18 protein-coding genes are annotated in these 20,043 nt (G+C 71.9%); 7 read left to right on the forward strand and 11 right to left on the reverse strand.

Annotated features, from left to right (window positions below; all coding sequences use genetic code 11):
- Nucleotides 1–131 precede the first annotated feature (131 nt).
- The 3 genes from AC6EUL_RS07235 to AC6EUL_RS07245 all read left to right on the forward strand — a co-directional run bounded on the left by AC6EUL_RS07235 (nucleotide 132) and on the right by AC6EUL_RS07245 (nucleotide 3,744).
- The gene (locus AC6EUL_RS07235) at nucleotides 132–2,573 is read left to right on the forward strand and encodes a TonB-dependent receptor (RefSeq protein WP_056220349.1); all 2,442 of its coding nucleotides are present in this window, start codon (nucleotides 132–134) and stop codon (nucleotides 2,571–2,573) included.
- Between the two features lie 386 nt (nucleotides 2,574–2,959).
- Nucleotides 2,960–3,343: a lanmodulin LanM gene (gene lanM, locus AC6EUL_RS07240; protein ID WP_056348648.1), complete on the forward strand. Its 384-nt coding sequence runs from the start codon at nucleotides 2,960–2,962 to the stop codon at nucleotides 3,341–3,343.
- 41 nt (nucleotides 3,344–3,384) lie between these two features.
- Nucleotides 3,385–3,744, forward strand: coding sequence for a hypothetical protein (locus AC6EUL_RS07245; RefSeq protein ID WP_499869654.1), 360 nt, complete (start codon nucleotides 3,385–3,387; stop codon nucleotides 3,742–3,744).
- A 93-nt stretch (nucleotides 3,745–3,837) separates the two neighbouring features.
- Here AC6EUL_RS07245 and AC6EUL_RS07250 read toward each other — a convergent pair whose 3' ends face one another.
- The 3 genes from AC6EUL_RS07250 to AC6EUL_RS07260 form a co-directional block, all read right to left on the reverse strand.
- Nucleotides 3,838–5,364, reverse strand: a complete 1,527-nt coding sequence (locus tag AC6EUL_RS07250; RefSeq protein WP_056220358.1) for an undecaprenyl-phosphate glucose phosphotransferase — start codon at nucleotides 5,362–5,364, stop codon at nucleotides 3,838–3,840.
- Nucleotides 5,365–5,443: 79 nt separating this feature from the next.
- Nucleotides 5,444–6,679: a glycosyltransferase family 4 protein gene (locus tag AC6EUL_RS07255; RefSeq protein WP_200941366.1), complete on the reverse strand. Its 1,236-nt coding sequence runs from the start codon at nucleotides 6,677–6,679 to the stop codon at nucleotides 5,444–5,446.
- 212 nt (nucleotides 6,680–6,891) lie between these two features.
- Nucleotides 6,892–7,464 (reverse strand): polysaccharide biosynthesis/export family protein, encoded by a 573-nt coding sequence (locus AC6EUL_RS07260; protein ID WP_056220364.1) that lies wholly within the window; start codon nucleotides 7,462–7,464, stop codon nucleotides 6,892–6,894.
- 186 nt (nucleotides 7,465–7,650) lie between these two features.
- Here AC6EUL_RS07260 and AC6EUL_RS07265 point away from each other — a divergent pair, with 186 nt between their 5' ends.
- The gene (locus AC6EUL_RS07265; protein ID WP_499869657.1) at nucleotides 7,651–10,002 is read left to right on the forward strand and encodes a GumC family protein; all 2,352 of its coding nucleotides are present in this window, start codon (nucleotides 7,651–7,653) and stop codon (nucleotides 10,000–10,002) included.
- 82 nt (nucleotides 10,003–10,084) lie between these two features.
- Here AC6EUL_RS07265 and AC6EUL_RS07270 read toward each other — a convergent pair whose 3' ends face one another.
- Complete coding sequence (locus AC6EUL_RS07270) at nucleotides 10,085–11,278, reverse strand: GNAT family N-acetyltransferase (protein WP_499869659.1); 1,194 nt, start codon at nucleotides 11,276–11,278, stop codon at nucleotides 10,085–10,087.
- A 191-nt stretch (nucleotides 11,279–11,469) separates the two neighbouring features.
- Between AC6EUL_RS07270 and AC6EUL_RS07275 the strand changes: the two genes are divergently transcribed.
- Nucleotides 11,470–12,579, forward strand: a complete 1,110-nt coding sequence (locus tag AC6EUL_RS07275; RefSeq protein WP_082501143.1) for a polysaccharide deacetylase family protein — start codon at nucleotides 11,470–11,472, stop codon at nucleotides 12,577–12,579.
- A 5-nt stretch (nucleotides 12,580–12,584) separates the two neighbouring features.
- Here AC6EUL_RS07275 and AC6EUL_RS07280 read toward each other — a convergent pair whose 3' ends face one another.
- The 6 genes from AC6EUL_RS07280 to AC6EUL_RS07305 form a co-directional block, all read right to left on the reverse strand.
- Nucleotides 12,585–12,995, reverse strand: coding sequence for a hypothetical protein (locus AC6EUL_RS07280; RefSeq protein WP_056220377.1), 411 nt, complete (start codon nucleotides 12,993–12,995; stop codon nucleotides 12,585–12,587).
- Nucleotides 12,996–13,118: 123 nt separating this feature from the next.
- Complete coding sequence (locus AC6EUL_RS07285) at nucleotides 13,119–13,337, reverse strand: DUF2842 domain-containing protein (protein ID WP_056220380.1); 219 nt, start codon at nucleotides 13,335–13,337, stop codon at nucleotides 13,119–13,121.
- Nucleotides 13,338–13,475: 138 nt separating this feature from the next.
- Entirely contained in the window at nucleotides 13,476–14,249 is a 774-nt protein-coding gene (locus AC6EUL_RS07290) for an ABC transporter ATP-binding protein (RefSeq protein WP_056220383.1), read from the reverse strand.
- 1 nt (nucleotide 14,250) lies between these two features.
- Nucleotides 14,251–15,003 carry an ABC transporter permease gene (locus AC6EUL_RS07295; RefSeq protein WP_056382782.1) on the reverse strand — a complete coding sequence of 251 codons (753 nt, stop codon included), beginning with the start codon at nucleotides 15,001–15,003 and terminating at the stop codon, nucleotides 14,251–14,253.
- Between the two features lie 145 nt (nucleotides 15,004–15,148).
- The gene (locus AC6EUL_RS07300; protein ID WP_056382784.1) at nucleotides 15,149–15,478 is read right to left on the reverse strand and encodes an NAD(P)-dependent oxidoreductase; all 330 of its coding nucleotides are present in this window, start codon (nucleotides 15,476–15,478) and stop codon (nucleotides 15,149–15,151) included.
- Between the two features lie 427 nt (nucleotides 15,479–15,905).
- On the reverse strand, nucleotides 15,906–17,546 hold the full coding sequence (locus AC6EUL_RS07305) for an inorganic phosphate transporter (RefSeq protein WP_499869662.1): 1,641 nt from the start codon (nucleotides 17,544–17,546) through the stop codon (nucleotides 15,906–15,908).
- Between the two features lie 334 nt (nucleotides 17,547–17,880).
- On the opposite strand from AC6EUL_RS07305, the gene AC6EUL_RS07310 reads away from it, so the two are divergent.
- Nucleotides 17,881–18,237 (forward strand): GcrA family cell cycle regulator, encoded by a 357-nt coding sequence (locus tag AC6EUL_RS07310; RefSeq protein WP_244472518.1) that lies wholly within the window; start codon nucleotides 17,881–17,883, stop codon nucleotides 18,235–18,237.
- An 81-nt stretch (nucleotides 18,238–18,318) separates the two neighbouring features.
- On the opposite strand, the gene AC6EUL_RS07315 is transcribed toward AC6EUL_RS07310, so the two are convergent.
- Entirely contained in the window at nucleotides 18,319–18,933 is a 615-nt protein-coding gene (locus AC6EUL_RS07315; RefSeq protein WP_499869664.1) for a hypothetical protein, read from the reverse strand.
- Nucleotides 18,934–19,254: 321 nt separating this feature from the next.
- Here AC6EUL_RS07315 and AC6EUL_RS07320 point away from each other — a divergent pair, with 321 nt between their 5' ends.
- The gene (locus AC6EUL_RS07320) at nucleotides 19,255–19,821 is read left to right on the forward strand and encodes a superoxide dismutase family protein (protein WP_056220398.1); all 567 of its coding nucleotides are present in this window, start codon (nucleotides 19,255–19,257) and stop codon (nucleotides 19,819–19,821) included.
- Nucleotides 19,822–20,043 lie beyond the last annotated feature (222 nt).

Below are 20,043 nucleotides of genomic sequence, written 5' to 3' on the forward strand. Positions count from 1 at the left end.
AGCAAGCTTTGGCGCCGCAAATCCACGGAAACGGCCCGCCGCACGATTGTTCTTCATCCTGGATCCTCTCAAAGGTGTGACCGAAGCCCCGGACAAGGGGCAGGGACACCAAGACGACCGAGGGGCTGGGGATGATGAAGCGGACCTTGCGCGGCAGCCTGTTGCTGTCGGTGGCACTGATCCCGGGCGCGGTCTGCGCCCAGGGCGTCGCGCCGGCGGGTGGGCAGCAGGCGGTGACGCTGAGCGAACTCGACGTGGTGGCGACCACGCCGGTGAGCGCCACGGGCGGCGGCGGCGGCGTCTCGCTCTACAGGATCCCCAACACGGTCGAGACCGTCACGGCGGCCGACTTCGCCCAGGACCGGGCGACCCTCGACCCGACCTTCACCCTCGCGCGCAAGACGCCGGGCGTGAACCTGTCGGACGGGCAGGGCAACAGCTTCCGCCAGACCCTGACCTATCGGGGCTTCGACGCCTCGCCGCTGCAGGGCGCCCCGCAGGGCCTCGCCGTCTACCAGAACGGCGTGCGCATCAACGAAGCCTTCGGCGACGTGGTGAACTGGGATCTGATCCCCTCGGTGGCGATCAACCGGATCGACATCGTCACCGGCAACCCCGTCTTCGGCCTCAACGCCCTGGGCGGCGCCGTCAACATCGAGATGAAGAACGGCTTCACCTGGCAGGGCAAGGAGGTCACCGTCAGCGGCGGCTCCGACGGGCGCATCAGCGGCTCCCTGCAATACGGCGAGGTCATCGGACCCTGGAGCTTCTACTTCGCCGGCGAGGGCCTGCGCGACGGCGGCTGGCGCTTCCGGTCGCCCTCGGAGATCGGCCGCGTCTACGCCGATCTCGGCCACAAGACCCTGGATTCCGAGTTCCACATCATCGCCTCGGGCGCCAAGACCTTCTTCGGCGCCGCCGCCGCCACGCCGGTGGACTTCACCCACGTCAACGAGCGGGCGATCTTCACCTCGCCCCAGACGATCTCCACCGAGCAGGGCCAGATCCAGGTCACCGGCAAGGTCGTGGTCTCGCCGACCTGGGACCTCCAGGGCAACGCCTACGTGCGCCGCCTGAGCCAGTTCGTGATCGACGGCAACGACGGCAATTTCGAGCAGTGCAGCACCCGCTCCAGCAACCGCGGCTTCCTCTGCTTCGAGGATGACGGCTTCGAGCGCGGCGCCCTGAGCGACCGGGCCTTTCGCGACCAGTTCACGATCGTCGGGCGCCAGGGCCAGCGCATCCCGTTCACCACGGGCGTCCCCTACGGCACCCTCGACACCATACGCACCGAGGCGGTCGGCTACGGCGGAACGCTGCAGGCCACCAACCGCGACCAGGTCTTCGGCCACAACAACACCTTCGTGGTCGGCGGCAGCATCGATGCGGCCAACTACTCCTACAAATCCTCGAGCACGCTCGGCGTGATCAACCCGGATCTCAGCGTCACCACCGATCCGCTGAACCCGAACTACGGCACCATCCCGGGCCTCGGCACCGAGGCGATCCGCACGGCGGCGGCCCTCGGCATCGCGCCCAGCAACGTCACCGGCTCGAACCTCTACATGGGCCTCTACGCCCTCGACACCTTCGACGTCACCGACGCCCTGTCGCTCACCGCCGGCGCCCGGCTCAACTTCGCCCGGATCTCGACCCAGGACCAGACCGGCTTCTCCCCGGACGTGACGGGCACGCACTACTTCACCAAGGTGAACCCGGTCGTGGGCGCCACCTACCGGTTCTTCCCCTGGCTGAACCTCTACGGCGGCTACTCCGAGTCGAACCGCGCCCCGACGCCCCTCGAGCTCGCCTGCGCCAATCCCGACCGGCCCTGCCTGCTGCCGAACTCGCTCGTGGCCGATCCGCCGCTCAAGCAGGTCACCGGCCAGACCTACGAGGTGGGTTTCCGCGGCACCGTGCCGAACTTCTACGAGAACGGCCTGTTCAACTACAAGATCGGCGCCTTCCGCACGGACCTGCGCAACGACATCCTGCAGGTCGCGGTGCCGGGCAACGCCGCCCGCGGCTACTTCGTCAATGTGCCGGCCACCCAGCGCCAGGGCATCGAGGTCTCGGGCGAGTATGTCGGCGAGCGCCTGAGCCTCTACGGCAACTACGCGCTCATCGACGCCACCTTCCAGTTCGAGGGCGAACTGTCCTCGCCCAACAACCCGTTGGCGGATGACGGCCTGATCAACGTGCGCCGCGGCAACAACGTGCCGCTGATCCCGAACCACCAGTTCAAGGCCGGGTTCAACTACCTGATCACCCCGATCTGGACCTTCGGCATGAACCTGTCGGCCTTCTCCTCGTCCTACTACCGGGGCGACGAGTCGAACATCAACCGCAAGCTGCCGCCCTACTTCACCGCCAACCTGAACACGAGCATCCAGGTCACCCAGAACGTGCAGGTCTTCGCCCTGGTCACCAACCTGTTCAACAACCGCTACGCCAATTTCGGCACCTTCGCCGAGACCGGCGCGGTCGCGGGCAACTTCGTGATCAACGATCCGCGCACCACGACCCTGGTGCAGCCGCTCTCGGCCTATGGCGGCGTCCGGGTGACCTGGTAGACCGACGCGTCGGTTCGGGGGCCTCCCCCGAACCGCGCAGTCCCTGCGCACGGCGCCCCCGCAAGACCAGGCCGGGCCCGAATGCAGATCTTCCGCCTGACAAGACGAACGGCGCAGCCTCGCAGCTGCGCCGTTCGTTTTTGGTCCATCCGAACTCACCCCTGAAACCCCACCCTGACCTCACGATCCAGCGATTTTGCCGCTTCGACCCAGGCATGAGTTCAAAACATCCCCGCAGGGGTTGCCGGATTCTCCCGATTCTTCTACCAGATGGCAAGTTGAGTCGTCGACTCGACTCGCCATGACTCGGGCCGACTCGCCCCGGTCATGTCCTTCTCGGGGAAGTACCTGACAGTTCTTCCCGATGATCTTCGGAGTATTCAGAGATGTCGTCCCGCCTGTCCGCCGTCACCCTCCTCGCCGTCCTGCTCGGCGCCGCTCCTGCCTTCGCGGCCGACGTCTCGGCCTTCGATCCGGACAAGGACGGCACCATCGACCTCGCCGAGGCGCAGGCCGCCGCCTCCAAGAAGTTCGACATGCTCGACCCCGACAAGGACGGCACCCTCGACGCCAAGGAGCTGAACGGCCTCCTGACCCCTGCCGAGCTGAAGGCCGCCGATCCGGACAGCGACGGCACCCTCGACAAGAAGGAATACCTCGCCGTGGTGGCGGCGCGCTTCAAAGCCGCAGACCCGGATGCCGAGGGGACCATCGACGCGAAGGAACTCTCGTCGCCCGCAGGCGTCTCTCTGGCGACCCTGATGAAGTAAGGCTGCCCGCGGGGCGGCCGACCCACCCGGAGAGCCCATCCATGCGGATCACCACCGTCCTGCCCGCCGCCCTCATCCTGCTCGGCGCGGCCGGACCCGCCGTCGCCTCGTCCTGTTCGGAGCAGATCGCCACGATCGAGCGCCGCCTCGACAGCGCCGGCGCCGAGCAGATCACGGGCAAGGAGCCGCCCGGCGGCCCGACCTCCTCGCACTCGGACAAGGCCCTCGATCACGCCCCCAAGGGAAAGCCGACCGACCCGTCCACCACGGCCAGCGCCGGTGGCATCTCCGAGGCCCGCGACCTGATCAAGAAGGCGCGTGCCCAGGACAAGGCCGGTGACATGAAGGGCTGCGAGGACACGATGACCGAGGCCAAGAAGAAGGCCGGCGCCCTGCCGTAGGCCCTCGCAGCCTCGATCCCGCGAACGGCACAAGGGCCGCCCCCTCCCGGGGGGCGGCCCTTGTCGCGTTCCGGGGGCGGCGGGCCCGTCGACTCAATACGCGTTCCGGGTCCGGAACAGCGAGACCGGGGTCGCCAGCATGATCTTCACGTCGAACAGGATCGACCAGTTCTCGATGTAGTGCAGGTCGTGCTCGACGCGCTTCTGGATCTTGTCGCTGGTGTCGGTCTCGCCGCGCCAGCCGTTGACCTGGGCCCAGCCGGTGATGCCGGGCTTGACCTTGTGGCGGGCGAAGTAGCCGTCCACCACCTGGTCGTAGAGGGTGTTGGCGGCCTTGGCCTGGAGGGCGTGCGGCCGGGGACCGACGAGGGAGAGCTCGCCCTTGATGACGTTGAACAGCTGCGGCAGTTCGTCGAGCGAGGTCTTGCGGATGAACCGGCCCACCGGGGTCACGCGCGGGTCGTCCCGCGTGACCAGCCGGGCCGCGCCGGCATCGCTCTGGTTCACGTACATCGAGCGGAACTTGTAGACCTCGATCAGCTCGTTGTTGAAGCCGTAGCGCTTCTGCCGGAACAGCACCGGCCCGGGCGAACCGAGGCGCACCGCCAGGGCGACCGCCAGCATCACGGGCGCCAGGACCACCAGCATCGCGCAGCCGACCACCCGGTCGAAGATGCTCTTGGCGACGATGTCCCAGTCGGCCATCGGCTTGTCGAAGATGTCGAGCACCGGCACCGCGCCGAGATAGGAATAGGCCCGCGGGCGCAGGCGCAGCTTCGAGGCCTGGGCCGAGAGCCGGATGTCGATGGGCAGGACCCAGAGCTTGGCCAGCATCTGCAGGATGCGGTCCTCGGCGGCGATCGGGATCGTGAAGATGATGAGGTCGAGGCGCGTGGTGCGGGCATAGGCGACGAGGTCGCTCACGGTGCCGAGCTTCGGGTAGCCGGCCACCACCGTGTCGGAGCGCATATCGCCGCGGTCGTCGAACACGCCGACGATGCGCACGCCGGACTCCGCTTCCGCGTCGAGGGCGCGGATCAGGTCCTCGGCGACGGGGCCGCCGCCGACGATGGCGGTGCGGCGGTCGAAATGGCCGCGCTGCTTCCGGGCCGTGATGAACCGCGCCAGGGCGAGGCGGCCGGTCAGGAGGGCGGCGAGGCCGGCGACGAAGACGCTGGCCATCCAGACCCGGGAATAGTGGTCGGCGATCTTGGCGAACACCATGGCGGTGGCCGCCAGGAGGAAGGCCAGCGACCAGGCGCCCACCAGCCGCAGCGCGGAGCCGCGCAGGGTGCGGAAGGCCGCCATGCGGTAGGCCCCCACGGCCTGGAGCAGGCAGACGGCCAGGGCGGCGAGGCCGAGGGTGGCGGCGAGGTAGCGGGGCGACAGCGGCACGATCCCGGCGAGCTGCAGGCGCTGGATCACGATCCCGAGAATCGCCACGAGGGCGAACTCCGCGATCCGGACGCAGCCGGCCAGCACCACCGGCGACAGCAGCTTCGGGGCGGCCGGGCGCATCCGCGCCTCGGCGGGCGGCAGCGCCGTGGCCGCCCCCCCCTCGGACTGGGGTCCGAAGCGGCCCGCGGCATCCAGCAGGTCACGGACATCGAAGGCGCTCATGGCTGACTTCCGGGCTCGGGCACGCGTCTTGGAAACGGGGAGCGGGGTTGCGGGTCGGATCGGGACGGAAGGGCGGGCGTCACGGGGCCGTGGGCGCGACGGCGTGGCCCGCACCGGGCATCCGGGCGCGCAGGGCCGCGGCGTAGCCGGAGAGCACGTCGGAGCCCATGCGGGTCATAGAGAAGCGGGCCCGAACCGAGGCCGCCAGGGTCTCGACGCGCTGCCGGGAGGCCTCGGGATCCTCGTCGAGGACCCGCGCGATGGCCTGGGCCAGGGCCTGCCCGTCGCGGGGCGGCACCAGGTCGGAGGCCGCGGCCCCGAAGATTTCCGGGATGCCCCCGACATTGGTGGCGACGAGGGGCTGGCAGGCGGCGGCCGCCTCCAGCACCACGTAGGGGAGGGATTCGGCGAGCGAGGGCACCACCATGAGCCGCCCCCGGGCCAGCACCGGGCGGATCGCCTGCGGCGGCTCGAAGGACACCGCCTCGCCGAGGCCCATCGCCACCACGCGGTCGGACAGGATGGCGGAATCGGGGCCGGAGCCCACCATCAGCAGCCGCAGGGGACGGCCCGCGGCGCGTAGGCGCAGGAGGGCGTCGAGGAGGAAGGGCACGCCCTTGGCGTCGCGCAACTCGCCGATATAGACGAGGTCGACCCGGTCCGCGGCCGGCACGATCGGGGCGAATTCGGCCTCGCTGATCCCGTTGTGGACGATGCGGGTGATGCGGCGCGGGTCCCCCGCATGGGCCCGGTGCCGCCCGGCGACGTACTCGCTCTCGAACAGGAACACGTCGGTGCGCAGGCCCATCAGGCGCTCGAGGCCCATGTAGAACCGATGGCGCAGGGTGCCGGGCTTGTAATTGTAGCTGCCCCCGTGGGGCGTGTAGGCGCGGATCGGCGCGGGGCCGGGCACCACGGCCAGGCGGGCGTAGACGCCGCCCTTGGCCCCGTGCCCGTGCAGGACGGTGGCCCCCACCGCCGCGGCGCGCCGGGCGATGGTGCGGAGCGCCGCGAGGTCGGAGGGATGCGGGTTGCGCCGCATCGGCAGGCGGGTGATGCCGAGGGCGAGGCTGGGCGCGAGCTCGGCCAGGGCCTGGGCGGCGCGCTCGCCGCCGGTGGAGGCGTCGCAGACGATGCCGACCTGATGGCCCGCCGAGGCCTGCAGGCGGGCGAGATCGACCACGTGGCGGAACAGGCCGCCCACGGGCGCGCGGAACACGTGCAGGATGCGCTGGGCGGGGAGGCCGCCCGAGGCGGCGCTGAGCGCCGCGCCCGGGTCGCTGGCACCGGTCGAACCGAGGGGGAACGCGTTCACGACAGCTGCTCCACGCACCGTAGCGCGAGCGGCCGGGCCGCTCGTCCGTCGCGAGACCTTGGCGCACGACCGGTGCGTGGACCGTTAAGGCGGAACCCGCGCCGAGTCGGGCGAAGGCCCGGACCAGCGGAATAGTTCTCGGTTCAGTTAGGCGAGTCCTAACCGCCGCGAGGGCATCGTCCGCATCCGGCCGCGGCCGGGACGAGGGGCTCCTAGAAGAAGCGCTCCTTGATCACGATGGTGTCACCGGGGCGCACCGGGTAAGTCATCGGCACGATGCCGGAGACGAGGCCGTCCCGGCCCTCGCGGGTGAGAACCGCGTAGTCGCGGGCGGCGCGGGGCCCGAAGCCGGCGGCGATCGCCACCGCGGTCTCCACGGCCATGCCGTTGACGTAGGGATACTGGCCCGAGGTCGTGACTTCGCCGAGGATGTAGAACGGCCGGTAGGCGTCCACCTCCACGGTGACGTGGGGCTCGCGGACGAATCCGGCCGAGAGCTTGGCCTCGATGGTCCGCGCCGCCTGGCTGGTGGGCTGGCCGCCGACCTTCACGAGACCGATGAGGGGCATGGCGATGTTGCCGGCCCCGTCGACCGCATAGATGTTCGAGAGGTTGTCCTGGCCGAAGACGATGACCCGGAGGCGGTCCCCGGCGGAGAGGGTGTAGCGGGCACCGATGGAGCCGGTGCCCGTCGCGTCGAGCTGATCGGTCCGGAAATCCGGGCGCAGGCAGCCGCCGAGCGCCAGGCTCGACGTGAGAGCTAAGAGGAGTGATCGCCGGTTCATCACTACTGCCGTCGTGAGGAGAATTCGAACCCAGCCCTAAGCCGATATGGTTAACGAACACTGACGTCCCGCTTCGGGGTGCAGGAAACGCGCGGTTCTTAACGTCCGGTCAACCTTAAACCGGTCTAGTCGTGGAAAGCCGGCCGCTCCGCGGTCGACGCCCTTGCCTTGCGTAAAGATCGAGCCATGCCCCGCTCTTCGCTGTTCGAGCCCACGCGCGATGCGTCCCCCGCCGGAAGCGAGGGCCTGGGGCTGTCGCAGCTCGCAGGCGTTCTGCGCCGGTCCTGGCGCTGGATCGTCATCCCGACCGCCCTGGCCACCATCGGCGCCATCGCCTTCGTGCAGGTGGTCTCGCCGCGCTACACCGGCGAGGCGAAGATCCTGCTGGAGAGCCGCGACACGCCCTACACCCGCACCGCCCAGGAGCGCGGCGAGCAGCCCCAGCCCATCGACGAGCAGGCGGTGGCGAGCCAGGTGCAGGTGGTGATGTCGCGCGATCTCGCCCGCGAGGCGATCCGCCGGCTGTCGCTCGCCGGCAATGCGGAGTTCGACCCCGGCGTCGCCGGCTTCGGCCCGCTCCAGCGCGCCCTGATGATGATCGGGCTGGCCAAGAACCCGATGGAGCGTCCGCCCGAGGAGCGGATGCTGGAGACCTACTTCGACCGCCTGACCGTCTACCCGGCCGGCAAGTCGCGCATCCTCACGGTGGAGTTCCGCTCGAAGGACCCGCACCTCGCGGCCCAGGCGGCCAACACCATCGCCGAGCTCTACATCGCCTCCCTCGACGCGGCCAAGACCGACACCGCCCGCTACGCCTCGACCTGGCTCGGCGGCAACATCGAGACCCTGCGCACCCGCGTGGCCGAGGCCGAGGCCAAGGTCGAGACCTATCGCGCGAGCCATGGCCTGATCGCCACCGGGGGGGCCGGCGGCCAGCCCCTCGGCGCCCAGCAGCTCGGCGAGCTCTCGACCCAGCTCTCCCAGGCCCGCACCGCCAAGGCCGACCTCGCCGGCCGCGCCAAGCTGATCAAGGAGATGATCAAGGACGGCCGCGCCTTCGAGATCCCGGATGTCGCCAACAACGAGATCATCCGGCGCACCGTCGAGCAGCGCATCACCCTGCGCAACCAGCTCGCCCTGGAATCCCGGACCCTCCTGTCCGCCCACCCGCGCATCAAGGAACTGACCGCGCAGATCTCCGACCTCGACGCCCAGATCAAGGCCACGGCCGAGCGCGTGGTCCGCACCCTGGAGAACGATGCCCGCATCGCCGAGGCCCGGGTCGAGAGCCTGAACGCCGCCGTCGACGCCCAGCGCGACGTGGTCTCGAAGGGCAATTCCAGCGAGGTCCAGCTGCGGGCCCTGGAGCGCGAGGCCAAGGCCCAGCGCGAGCAGCTCGAATCCTACCTCGCCCGCTACCGCGAGGCCTCGGCCCGCGACGCCGAGAGCGCGGCCCCGGCCGATGCCCGCGTGGTCTCGCGCGCCATCACGCCGGAGACGCCGTCCTTCCCCAAGAAGCTGCCGATCGTCCTCCTGGCGGCGGTGCTCGGCCTGCTGTTCTCCATGGGCGGCGTGATCGCCCACCACCTCCTCGGCGACCCCGACGGCCCGGGCCGCCGCCGGCGGCACGAGGCGGACTCCGAGGGGGAGGCCGAGCGCCCCGCCTATGGCCGCCAGCCCTTCGCCTTCCCCGAAGCCTCCCTCGCCCTCGCGCGGCCGGGTGCCGCCGCCACGGCGCAGGCCGGCGGCTCCGGGGCGGCCCCGCCGGTGGCCGAAGGCGCGGCCCCGACGGCCGAGGCGGCGCCTGCCCGGCCGACCCTCGCCCCGGCACGGACCGAGGCGGCCGAGGCCGCCGCGACCTCCGCCCGGACCTCCGTCCCGGCCCCCGCCAACGCGGGCGCCTACGCCCTCGACCCGCTCATCGCCCGCCTGCGCACCGGCGCGGGCCCGGCCCGGTCCGGCGCGGGCCGCGCGGTCCTGGTGATCGAGGCCGTGCCGGCCAGGCGGCTGGAGGCGGGCCTTGCCGTCAGCCTCGGCAGCAGCCTCGCGGCCGGCGCGAGCGTCGTGGTGCTCGATCTCAACGGCCCCGCCTGCGGTGCGGACGAGGTGGGCCTCACCGACCTGGTGGCGGGCGAGGCCGCCTTCCTCGAGGTGATCCAGTCGATCCCCGGCTCGCGCCTGCATGCGATCCCGCGGGGCTTCGTGGACGCGGCCATCCTGGCCGAGGAGCCGCAGGCCCTGGCGATCACCCTCGACGCCCTGGCCCAGGCCTATGACTGGGTGGTGTGCCGCCTCGGCACGCCGCAGGCCCGCACCGCCCGCGACATCTTGGCGGTGGCGGGCAGCCTCATGGATACGGCGATCGTCGCCTCGGACCGCGACCCCGAGGATGCCGACCTCCTCGACCTCTACGCCCTGGCCGAGGCCTCCGGCGCCGCCCAGATCCTGGTAGCCCAGGACCACGCCGCCGCGGCCCTGGCCCCCGAGGCGCCCGCCTTCGCCGACGAGGCGATGCCCCTGCGCCTCTCGGCCGCCTGAACCGGCCCACCCGGGCGTCCGTCCCGCCGGCACCGGCCCCCGCATCCGCGAGGGGCGGTGCCGCGCGTCCGGCGGGACCCCGCTACTCCGCCGCCGCCCGGCGCCGGCGCAGGCGCGTCACCAGGGCCATCAAGCGCGGGTCGCGCTTGATGCGCCGCTTGAGGCGGGCGGCCGCGACGGTCCTGAAGGCGAAGGCCTGGCCGCGCAGGGTCACCGGCAGGGCGACCTCGCCCAGTTCGATGGTCTCGTCGCAGATGCTGCTCTTGTAGCGGGCCTCGCCCACGCCGAGGTCGAAGGTCCGGCGGCCCCGGGCCGTCTGGTCGCCGATGAGGTGGTGCAGCAGGATGTCGCCGGGGCTCGACCGGCTCACGGCCGGGTCGGCGTCGAAGGCGGTGAACATGCCGCTGTAGCGCTGGGCGTCGACCGCCCCGGCGAAGACCGCGAAGATGCGGCTGGTCTCGGTGGCGACGAGGGCCGTCACCTCGAGGACCGACCCGCCCGCCGGGGAGGCCGCCCGGGCGAGGAAGTCGCGCACCGCCGGATCGGCATAGGGGTCGGCGAGACCCATGGCGGCGAAGCGCGCGGCCTTCTGGGCGTAGAACGCGGCGAGAAAGGCCTCGGTCTCCTCGGGGGTCTCGGCGCGCCGGCAGGCCACGGGCCCGAAGGCCTCCACCAGCTTGCGCTCCTTGGCGCGGAGCTTCTTGCGGGCGTCGCTGCTGAAGACGCGCTTCAGCGTCGCGTCCGGATCGGGGCCGAGGATCAGCCCGTAGCCGTCGCTCGGGGCCGGCTCGGCCCGGTGATGCAGGGGATTGGCCGCGCCGTCCCAGAAGCGAGGCTGGTGCGAGAGGGCGAAGACGTCGATCCCGGCCTCCCGGCCGAGCCGGTGCAGGGCCTCGGCGAGGTCCTCCGGGGGCATCGCCGCCGCCTCGCGCGAGGCGAAGAGCGGCATGTGGTAGTTGGCGTGCTTCGCGCCCACCACCCGGGCCACGGTCGCCCCGCCCTCGCGGGCGACCACGAGGGGGAGGAGCACGCGGGGACGCCCGGCCGCATCGCGCAGGACCACGATCCGCAGGTCCGCGCCCGGCGCGGTCCGGGCGAAGGCCGCGACCCAGTCGAAGCGCTGGTAGGGCGTGGCCAGCACGGCCGGATCGGCCTCCAGGGCGCGCCACAGGGCCTCGGCGGCGGCCAGATCGTGGAAGACCTCCGCGGCGAGGCGGGGCCGCACCCGTGCCCGCATCGCTCCGGCTCCGGTCAGTTCATGGGCGAGAACGGCCATGCCATCATCCTTGCCATCATCCTGGGTGACCGGCGGATCGGGATCCGCCGGACGTCTGGGCCGACCCTGGCCCCGCAGCCCTTAACCCGGCGGTGACGCCGGGGCGCCACGCTCCCGCTGTCTGCGCGCGTGGGTAACGAAACCTTGCCGGTTGGCGTGGTCCCCTGGGGCGAGGCCGAAACGGATTCACCATGTCCGCTCCTGAGACCCCCGCGACCCAGACGTCCGCGACGCAGCCCCCTGCCGCCCCGGCGCCCCCCTTGAGCCGACGCCACCGCCTGTTCGCCGCCGGCTTCCGGGCCATCGCAGCGAGCCGGGCGGACCTTTGGCTCGGGCCGGTGGCGCGCGGGCGCGGGCTGATCCTGACCTTCCACCACGTCCGCCCCGGGCGTCCGGGGCCCTACGACCCCAACGGGCTCCTGGCCATCACCCCGGATTTCCTCGACCGGACCCTGGCGCTGGTGCGCCGGCGGGGATTCGAAATCCTCGGCCTCGACGCCCTGCCGGAGCGCCTCGCCGCGGGCGGACGCCCCTTCGTCGTGCTCACCTTCGACGACGGCTATCGCGACAATGCCGAACACGCGGCCCCGATCCTGCGGCGGCACGGGGCGCCCTGGACGCTGTTCGTCACCAGCGACTTCGCGAGCGGACAGGGGCGCCTGTGGTGGCTTGAACTGGAAGAGGCGATCCGCCGCCTGGACCGGGTCCGGGTGCCGGAGGCGGGCCTCGACCTGCCGGCCCGCGACGCCCACGAGAAATCCGCCGCCTTCGCGGCCGTCTATCGCCGGCTGCGGTCGGGCCCGGAGGCGCGGCTCCTTGCGGGTATCGCCGCCCTCTGCGCCGAGGCCGGCCTGGCGCCGGGGCGCATGGCCGGCGGGCTCTGCCTGTCCTGGTCCGAGCTGCGGGATCTCGCTCGCGACCCCCTCGTCACCTTCGGCGCCCACACGATCAGCCACCCGATGCTGGCCAAGCACGGCGAGGCCGTCGCACGCCGGGAGATCGCGGAGGGGCGGGCGCGGATCGCGGCCGAACTCGGCCGCCCGGTCACGCACCTGTCCTACCCGGTGGGCGATCCGACCTCAGCCGGCCCGCGCGATTTCACCCTCGCCCGGGACCTCGGCTTCGCCACGGCGGTCACGACCCGGCCGGGCCACCTCTTCGCCGCCCATGCGGACCACCTGCACGCGCTGCCGCGGGTCTCGGTGAACGGGCACCACCAGACGGAGGCCGCGCTCTCGGCCCTGCTCTCGGGGGTGCCGTTCCTGGCCTGGAACCGGGGCCGCCGGCTCAACGTCGCCTGAAGCCCTCAGCGCCGGCGGCGGTGTCGGCGAGAGGCGCGGCTCTCGCCGCCCGCGATGGCGAAGCTGACGCTCTGGCGGCCGTGGCGGGCATGGCGGCCGCGCCGCGTGCGATGGCCGATGGAAGCGATCGCCGCCCCCGTCGCCGCGGCGCTCGCGGCGATGCTCTGGGGGATCGCCGCCAGCGCGTTGGCGACCTCGGCCGAGGCGGCGCCGGCGGAGACGCCGCCGGCGACGTTCCTGGCGGCCGGGCCGAACAAGGCGAGGCACTGGTTGTAGGCGAGGTCGTTCTTCAGACGTTCGCAGTCGGAGACCGAGCGGGGCGCCCCCTGCGCCTGCGCGGGACGCACCGCCAGGAGGGGGAGGGCCGACAGGATCGCGAGGCCGAGCAGAAGCGAGGGCGTGCACAGGCGTGGCATTGAGCGGGACGACGGCCTTTTAACGAATGACACGGCGCGTGTCTGGCGCCCGAGTGCGGCGAAAACCCGACGCCGGCCGCCATTTTCTTGCCGGTCCGGAGGTTCTCCCCGGTTCCGGCACCCTCAGCCCCGATCCCCGGCGTCATTCTTGCCCATCCAGCTGATGAGCGGCATCAGCGGGAAGATCCAGGCGATGCCCAGCAGGGCGTAGAGCACCGCCTGCACGGCCGCCGGGGTCTCGGAGATCCGGCTGTCGGCCAGCGCCATGGCCAGCGGCGCGTAGATGATGATGAAGGCCAGCATCACGATCGTGCCGATCAGCGAGCGGGTGCGGCGGCGCATCGGCCTGGTCCTCGAAGCGAACGGGTGTCTCCCAGGGGGGTAGAGCGCCGGGCGAGCGATGGCAACGGCCGGGCCCGCGACCCTTTTCGCATCCCGCCCCGGGGCTTCTTTCCAGGCTCCTGGCCGTAACCCTTCGCCTCAGAGCTCCGCCGAGCGGTTCGACAGCTCCATCCGCAATTGCCGGGCGGCCTCCTGCAGGGCGGCGTCGCGGCGGCGGCGGGGCCGGGGCACCGTCACGGGCATCTCGGCCGCCAGCCGGCCGGGGCTGCCGGCGAGCACGACGACCCGGTCGGCAAGGGTCACGGCCTCGTCGATGTCGTGGGTCACGAACAGGATGGTCTTGCCCGTCGCCGCCTGGATGCGCTGCAATTCGTCCTGAAGGCCCTCGCGGGTGAAGCTGTCGAGCGCCGAGAACGGCTCGTCCATGAGGAGCACGTCCGGGTCGACGGCCAGCGCCCGGGCGATGGCGACGCGCTGGCGCTGGCCGCCGGAGAGCTGGTGCGGCCAGCGCTGGCCGAGGTCGCCGAGGCCCACGAGGTCGAGCATCGCCTGCGCCTTGGCCAAGCGCTCGGCCTTGGACAGGCCGCTGCCCTCGAGCCCGAAGGCGACGTTGGCGACGACCCGCCGCCAGGGCAGCAGCCGCGCATCCTGGAAGACCAGGGCCATCGGCGTGCGGCAGTCGGGGCGGGCGCGGAGGCGCACGGTGCCCGAGCTCGGCTTGGCCAGGCCGATCAGCACGCGCAGGACGGTGGACTTGCCGACCCCGGATTCGCCGACGATGACGAGGAACTCGCCGCGGGCCACGTCGAGGTCGAGGTCTTCCAGGATGACGGTCCGGGTGCCGGCGCGCGCGTAGGCGAGGCTCAGGCCCGCGATGGAAATGATCGGCTCAGGCGTGATCGATTCGGGCATCTCAGGCGCGCCACCGTAGGAGCCACCCCTGGAGGGCGACGAAGGCCGTGTCGAACAGGCCGTAGAGGGCGGCCATGGTGAGCATGTAGACGACGACGATGTCGGTGGAGAGCAGGCTGGAGGCCTGCATCATCCGGGCGCCGACGCCGGGCACGCCGAAGATCTCGGCGGCCACCACCGCCATCCAGGCCTGGCCCAGCGCCGTGCGCAGGCCGACGAGGATGCCCGGTGTCGCGGCCGGGAGCAGGATCTTGGTGAGCCGGGACCAGGGCGAGCCGAAGCCGAAGGCCTGCGCCACCTCGACGAGGTCGCGGTCGACGCCGCGCACCGCCCCCTGCGTCGCGAAGAAGACGATCCAGAACACGCCGATGGCGATGATGAAGACGGCGGCCTCCGGCTGGACGCCGAACCAGATGATGGCGAACGGCACCCAGGCCAGACCGGGAATCGGACGCAGCAGGCGCACGATCCAGGCGGTGGCGGCTTCGAACCAGCGGAACATGCCGCTGAGGAGGCCGAGGGCGATACCCGCCCCCGCGCCGACGGCGAGACCGGTCACGTAGTGGCTCAAGCTCGACAGCACCGCCTCGCCCCAGACGCCGAGGCGCACCTCGTTGAGGAAGGCGGCCGGGATCGTGCTCGGCGGCGGCAGGAAGGCCGGGTTGATCAGGCCGAGGCGCGGCATCGCTTCCCAGAACAGCAGGAAGGCGAGGAGGCCGGCCGCCGCCAGGGCGGTGGAGCGCAGGGCTATCATGGCCGGCGCCCCGGCAGGCTGCGGGTCGGACCCGAGCGGGGGCGGCGCCGCGGTGGAAGGGGTCTGGGGGTCATCGGGCTCGTGGGTTGTGAAGGCATCGCGGCGCAGCCGGCCGGAGCGGATGCGGAGGGACGGGTGAGGGCATTCAGGCCCCGCCAGCGGCGGCGTCGCGGGTCCGCGGCCTCACGACGGAGGCGGTCTCGCGGGACCGGCCGGGCGCTGGGCCGCCCTGGGCCGGGCCGGTGGAGGCGAACAGGCCGTTGGAGGCGAACAGACGGTGACGCCCCACAGGCCTCCGCAGCGCCGCGATCGCGCCGGGTGCGCCGCCGGCGTGGCGCGCCCGCGCCCGCGCCAGGGCGACGTCGTCATCGTCGCGGAGGCGAGCCAAGCCCGCGACCGCGTGGTCCGCGTCGCGGAGATGCCGTGCGAACGGGTCGCCGATGAAGCCGGCGGTGCCGGTGAGGAAGACGCGCATGGGGTCCCTGGCGGCCGTCCGAACCGGGTCGAGCCTGTCCCCGACCTACACGCAGCGCCGCGCGACCTCAAGAAAGCGGGGGGCCGCCTCCATAGGCCCGCCGCCCCGGAGGCCATCGGGGTCCGTCATCGCTCCCGGGGGCTCCGTCGGCGATTGTCCCGGCGGGGGTTCGTCGTGCCGGAAACCCGCTTGCACCCCCCGTCATCCCGGGGCCGCGCCGCTCGGGATCCAGACACACAGGTGGTGCAGGACCATCGACGGGCGGCGACCCTGGATCGCACGCCGCTGCCCCTTCGGGTCCGGGCTCGCCTGCGGCGCCCCGGAATGGCGGCGCGTCCTCCCCTGCGATCACCCTGTCCACGGGGGGCCGCGTCGGACTGGAGCGACCCCTGGGAACAGGGGGGTGGGACGCGATGCGCCCCCCTCGTCAGAACACGTGCCGCAGGATGACGAACAGCCCGCCCGCCAGGGTGATGGCCGCCGGCAGGGTCAGCACCCAGGCAAGCGCCATGTTGCGCACGGTGGCGACCTGCAGGCCCGAGCCGTTGGCCGCCATGGTGCCGGCGACGCCGCTCGAAAGGATGTGGGTGGTGGAGACGGGCAGTCCGTAGAGCTCGGCCAGCCCGATGGTACCAGCGGCCACCATCTCGGCCGAGGCGCCCTGGGCGTAGGTGAGGTGGGTCTTGCCGATGCGCTCGCCCACCGTGACGACGATGCGCTTCCAGCCGACCAGGGTGCCGAGGCCGAGCGCCAGGGCGACGCAGACCTTCACCCAGGTGGGGATGTAGCGGGTGCCGTCGTTGAGCAGGCCCTCGTAGGCCTTGAGTACCTTGCCCTCGGCCTCCGGGAAGCCGGCGCCGGCGGCCGGCAGCAGCCGCACCGCGTCGGCGGCGAGGTACATGTCGTTGCGCAGGTTCGGGGTGGCGGCGGCCGGCACCTGGCGGATCGCGCCGTGGCGCTGCACCGAGGCGGCGATGTCGTCCGAGAGGGCGGCCAGCGCCGCATAGACGGCGGGGGTGTTCAGCGCCTTCGTCCGCAGGGCCTCGCCGACCTGGGCCCGGGCGGCCGCCGCATCGGGACGGGCCGCACCCGCGGCCCGGGCGGCGAACACCGTGCGGGCGTCCCGCGACTGCTGCACGAAGACCGGCGTCATGTCGTCCGACATGGTGCGGTTGAGGGCGTAGGCGGTGGGGGCCGCGCCGATCAGGATCAGCATGATCAGGCCCATGCCCTTCTGGCCGTCGTTGCCGCCGTGGAAGAACGACACCAGGGTGCAGGTGAGGATGAGGAGGCCGCGGATCCAGAGCGGGGGCGGGGCCTCGCCCGCGGGGGCCTCGTAGAGGTCCCGGCGCCGAACCACCGCCTTCATGGCCACGAGCAGCAGGGCCGCCAGGACGAAGCCGAGGACGGGTGAGAACAGCAGCCCCTCCAGCACCGTCACGGCCTGTCCCCACTCGACCCCGGAGGTGCCCTGGCCCTCGGGCGCCATCAACTGGTTGGCGAGGCCGACGCCGATCACCGAACCGATCAGGGCGTGGGAGGAGGAGTTCGGCAGGCCGAGCGCCCAGGTGCCGAGGTTCCACAGAATCGCGGCGATCAGCAACGCGAAGATCATCGCGTAGCCGGCGGACGAGCCGACCTGCAGGATAAGCTCCACCGGCAGCAGGGTGACGATGGCGTAGGCCACCGCGCCGGAGGACAGCATGACGCCCAGGAAGTTGAAGGCGCCGGACCAGATCACCGCCACCACCGGCGGGAGTGCGTGGGTGTAGATCACCGTCGCCACCGCGTTGGCGGTGTCGTGGAAGCCGTTCACGAACTCGAAGGCCAGGGCGATCAGGAGGGCCAGGGCGAGGAGGGCGAAGGCCCCCAGCGCGAGCGGCGTCTCGCCGACCGCGTTCATGTCGTGGATCAGGCTGTAGCCGGCATAGGCGAGGCCGCCGAGGAGGACGAGGGCGAAGGCCAGGAGGCCCGAGACGGGGATGCGGCCGTCGAGGTTCGGGCCCGGGCGGCGGCCCGGTTCCGCCTGCGGCACCGGGCGGAGTCCGGGGGCGATCGCATCGGCCATGATTCGGGTCTCCCGGCTGGGCGATCGCCGCTGCGGGTCGATCCCGGCAGGATCCCCGCACGTCCCGGGCTCTATGACGGTCCCGTCTCAGGACGATGACAGCCGGCGGCCTCCTGGCAGCGGCCGGGATGAAACCCATTCGTGGTTCGTGACGGCTGCCGGCCCGGCCCGCAGCGGCTCAAGAAAGCGGCCCGAAACCTGTGCGCTGCAACACACACATGCGTCAGCACTTGTTTGCCGAGGGGCAAACCCCAGATATAACAGCATCATGACGCTGTCGCGTCCGGTCTGGCCGCGCTTCCGACCTGTGCAAGGTCCGCGATTCTTCCCATTCATGTCCGCGGGTCGCCCGCTGTGTCCATGCAGGGGAGAGGCCCTCCCGAAGGCGACACGCTCCCGATCCGTCACACGCCGCAGGGCCCCGCCCGCGAAAGCCAGTCCGCGAGTCATTCGATCCATGAACCAGCTTGTCCGCATGTCACAGGTCGGCGAGGCCGATGCCATCGCCGAACCCTCCGCCGAGTTGCGGGTGCCGTTCGCGCAGTCCGGTGCCTTCGTGTGCAAATTCATCATCGGCGAGCCCAACGACCGCGCCGTCTGCTGCGGCGCCCCGGCGCCGGACGGCAAGAGTTGGTGCGCGTTCCACCGCCGCATCGTGTTCGAGCCGGCCCGGCCCGGCCGCCTGCGCTGATCCGCAGACGTCCCATCGCGCGCTCACCCCAACCCCGTCGGTCCCCCCGGCGGGGTTTTCCTATGCGGAACCGGTCGCATCCTAGTCGTCGCCCTCCTCCTCGTAGGGGCGATAGGTGCGTAGGCGCCGGCCGTCGGGGAACTCGACGCTGCGGGACCGCACCACGAGGTACCCGGCCTCCTGGGCCTGGCGGATCCGGCGGGCCCGGTCGTCCTCGTACCCGAACGGGCCAGTCGATTCCGGGACGACGCCGTAGCTGTAGCGCATCACCGGCGGGCGCGTCGTGACGCGGCGGACGGCGGGGTCCTGGCGGTCTTGGGCGCGCGCCACCGTCCGGACGGCAGGACGACGCGACGGGGATGCCGTCGGGCGCGCGACCCGCACGCGTGCTTGGGTATTCCCACGCGCGCTTTTCGGCGTCCGGACCGCCGCGTGCGTCGGGCGCCGCGCCTCGGCAGGCGCTGCGGCCGCCTGCTCGGGCGCCTCGGGCTTGGTGACCGGAGCCTTGGTCTGCGAGGATTTGGCCAGCGGAGCCTTGGCCAGCGGAGCTTTGGCCTCGTCGGTCCCCCGGGGCGGCGGGTCGGTCCAGGTCCGCCCGGAAGCGGAGGACGGTGGCGTCTGCGCATGCGCCAGGACGGGCAGAAATCCCAGCATCAGAGCGAGGAACCCGAGGCGGCGGAGGGCTGCGAACGTCATGGGAATCTCCCAACGAGTCTTACGCTGCAATCGATATTCAAGCCGCGCCAAGATCTGCGGACCGTCCACCGGAAGAGACTTGGCGGATCGGACGCCGACACTGGCCCCGTCACGGGAAACTTAGCGAAACCTTAAGAGTTCGTCCACGTACGGCAACCACCTGGGTGCCGCAGGACACAGCTGTCCGTGAGGGCCCGGCATCTGGCCTCGCCGCTCCAGGCATGGGAAAGGTCGGGCACCCCGGCATTGCCGTGGAGCCCCCCGCGACCATCTTCGTTGACGCTCCACCGGCGTACCCGGCATGGAGAGGAGAGCCATTTCATGAGACGACTTCCGTCGGTCCTTGCCCTCGCGGCCAGCACGGCCTTCGCCGCCCAGGCGGCCCTCGCGCAGCCCGCCGCACCGGCGGCGCCCGCGGAGGCAGCGCCCCCTGCGGCCCCGCAGACCTTCGAGAGCCCGATCCAGAACGGGAAGGGCGAGCCCATCGGCAAGATCATGATCCGCGACGGCGCCAGCTCCCTGGTCATGCGCGTGACGATCCAGCCCGGCGGCCTGCCCCCCGGCTGGCACGGCATCCACTTCCATGCCGTGGGCGATTGCTCGGACACCGCGAAGTTCGAGAAGTCGAAGGCTCACGTGAACCACGACCAGAGCAAGCACGGCCTGCTCAATCCCGAGGGTCCGGACGAGGGCGACCTGCCGAACGTCTTCGCCAATGCCGACGGATCGGTGAACGCGGAGGTGTCGAGCGAGACGCCGCTGACCGGCGAGGGTGCCCTCAAGGACGGCGACGGCTCGGCCCTGATCATCCACGCCAACGAGGATGATCACACCACCCAGCCCATCGGCGGGGCCGGCGCCCGCATCGCCTGCGCGGTGATCAAGTAGGCCTCCGTTCGACCCCGCGGAGCCGAGGGCTCCGCGGGATGCGGGACGACGCTACTTCTGGACGACGCTGACGAGCTTGGCGCCGCGCGCCTTCCGCTCAGGCAGGGCGTTCTTGACGGTCTTGAGGATGCCGGCGGCGTCGAGCCCGGCCTCGGCGTACATGGCGTCCGGCGCGTTGTGGTCCTGGTAGGTGTCCGGCAGCGTCAGCGTGCGCACCCGGAC

This window comes from Methylobacterium sp. 001424705 (genome assembly GCF_059816145.1).

Excerpts from the sequence above, each read along its gene's own strand:
- AC6EUL_RS07310 (WP_244472518.1), top strand. The coding sequence starts at position 17,881 with ATGTCCGCGGGTCGCCCGCTGTGTCCATGCAGGGGAGAGGCCCTCCCG.
- AC6EUL_RS07275 (WP_082501143.1), top strand. The coding sequence starts at position 11,470 with ATGTCCGCTCCTGAGACCCCCGCGACCCAGACGTCCGCGACGCAGCCC.
- AC6EUL_RS07245 (WP_499869654.1), top strand. The coding sequence starts at position 3,385 with ATGCGGATCACCACCGTCCTGCCCGCCGCCCTCATCCTGCTCGGCGCG.
- AC6EUL_RS07320 (WP_056220398.1), top strand. The coding sequence starts at position 19,255 with ATGAGACGACTTCCGTCGGTCCTTGCCCTCGCGGCCAGCACGGCCTTC.
- AC6EUL_RS07305 (WP_499869662.1), bottom strand. The coding sequence starts at position 17,546 with ATGGCCGATGCGATCGCCCCCGGACTCCGCCCGGTGCCGCAGGCGGAA.
- AC6EUL_RS07315 (WP_499869664.1), bottom strand. The coding sequence starts at position 18,933 with ATGACGTTCGCAGCCCTCCGCCGCCTCGGGTTCCTCGCTCTGATGCTG.
- AC6EUL_RS07280 (WP_056220377.1), bottom strand. The coding sequence starts at position 12,995 with ATGCCACGCCTGTGCACGCCCTCGCTTCTGCTCGGCCTCGCGATCCTG.
- AC6EUL_RS07300 (WP_056382784.1), bottom strand. The coding sequence starts at position 15,478 with ATGCGCGTCTTCCTCACCGGCACCGCCGGCTTCATCGGCGACCCGTTC.
- lanM (WP_056348648.1), top strand. The coding sequence starts at position 2,960 with ATGTCGTCCCGCCTGTCCGCCGTCACCCTCCTCGCCGTCCTGCTCGGC.
- AC6EUL_RS07250 (WP_056220358.1), bottom strand. The coding sequence starts at position 5,364 with ATGAGCGCCTTCGATGTCCGTGACCTGCTGGATGCCGCGGGCCGCTTC.
- AC6EUL_RS07285 (WP_056220380.1), bottom strand. The coding sequence starts at position 13,337 with ATGCGCCGCCGCACCCGCTCGCTGATCGGCACGATCGTGATGCTGGCC.
- AC6EUL_RS07235 (WP_056220349.1), top strand. The coding sequence starts at position 132 with ATGATGAAGCGGACCTTGCGCGGCAGCCTGTTGCTGTCGGTGGCACTG.
- AC6EUL_RS07265 (WP_499869657.1), top strand. The coding sequence starts at position 7,651 with ATGCCCCGCTCTTCGCTGTTCGAGCCCACGCGCGATGCGTCCCCCGCC.
- AC6EUL_RS07270 (WP_499869659.1), bottom strand. The coding sequence starts at position 11,278 with ATGGCCGTTCTCGCCCATGAACTGACCGGAGCCGGAGCGATGCGGGCA.
- AC6EUL_RS07260 (WP_056220364.1), bottom strand. The coding sequence starts at position 7,464 with ATGAACCGGCGATCACTCCTCTTAGCTCTCACGTCGAGCCTGGCGCTC.
- AC6EUL_RS07290 (WP_056220383.1), bottom strand. The coding sequence starts at position 14,249 with ATGCCCGAATCGATCACGCCTGAGCCGATCATTTCCATCGCGGGCCTG.
- AC6EUL_RS07295 (WP_056382782.1), bottom strand. The coding sequence starts at position 15,003 with ATGATAGCCCTGCGCTCCACCGCCCTGGCGGCGGCCGGCCTCCTCGCC.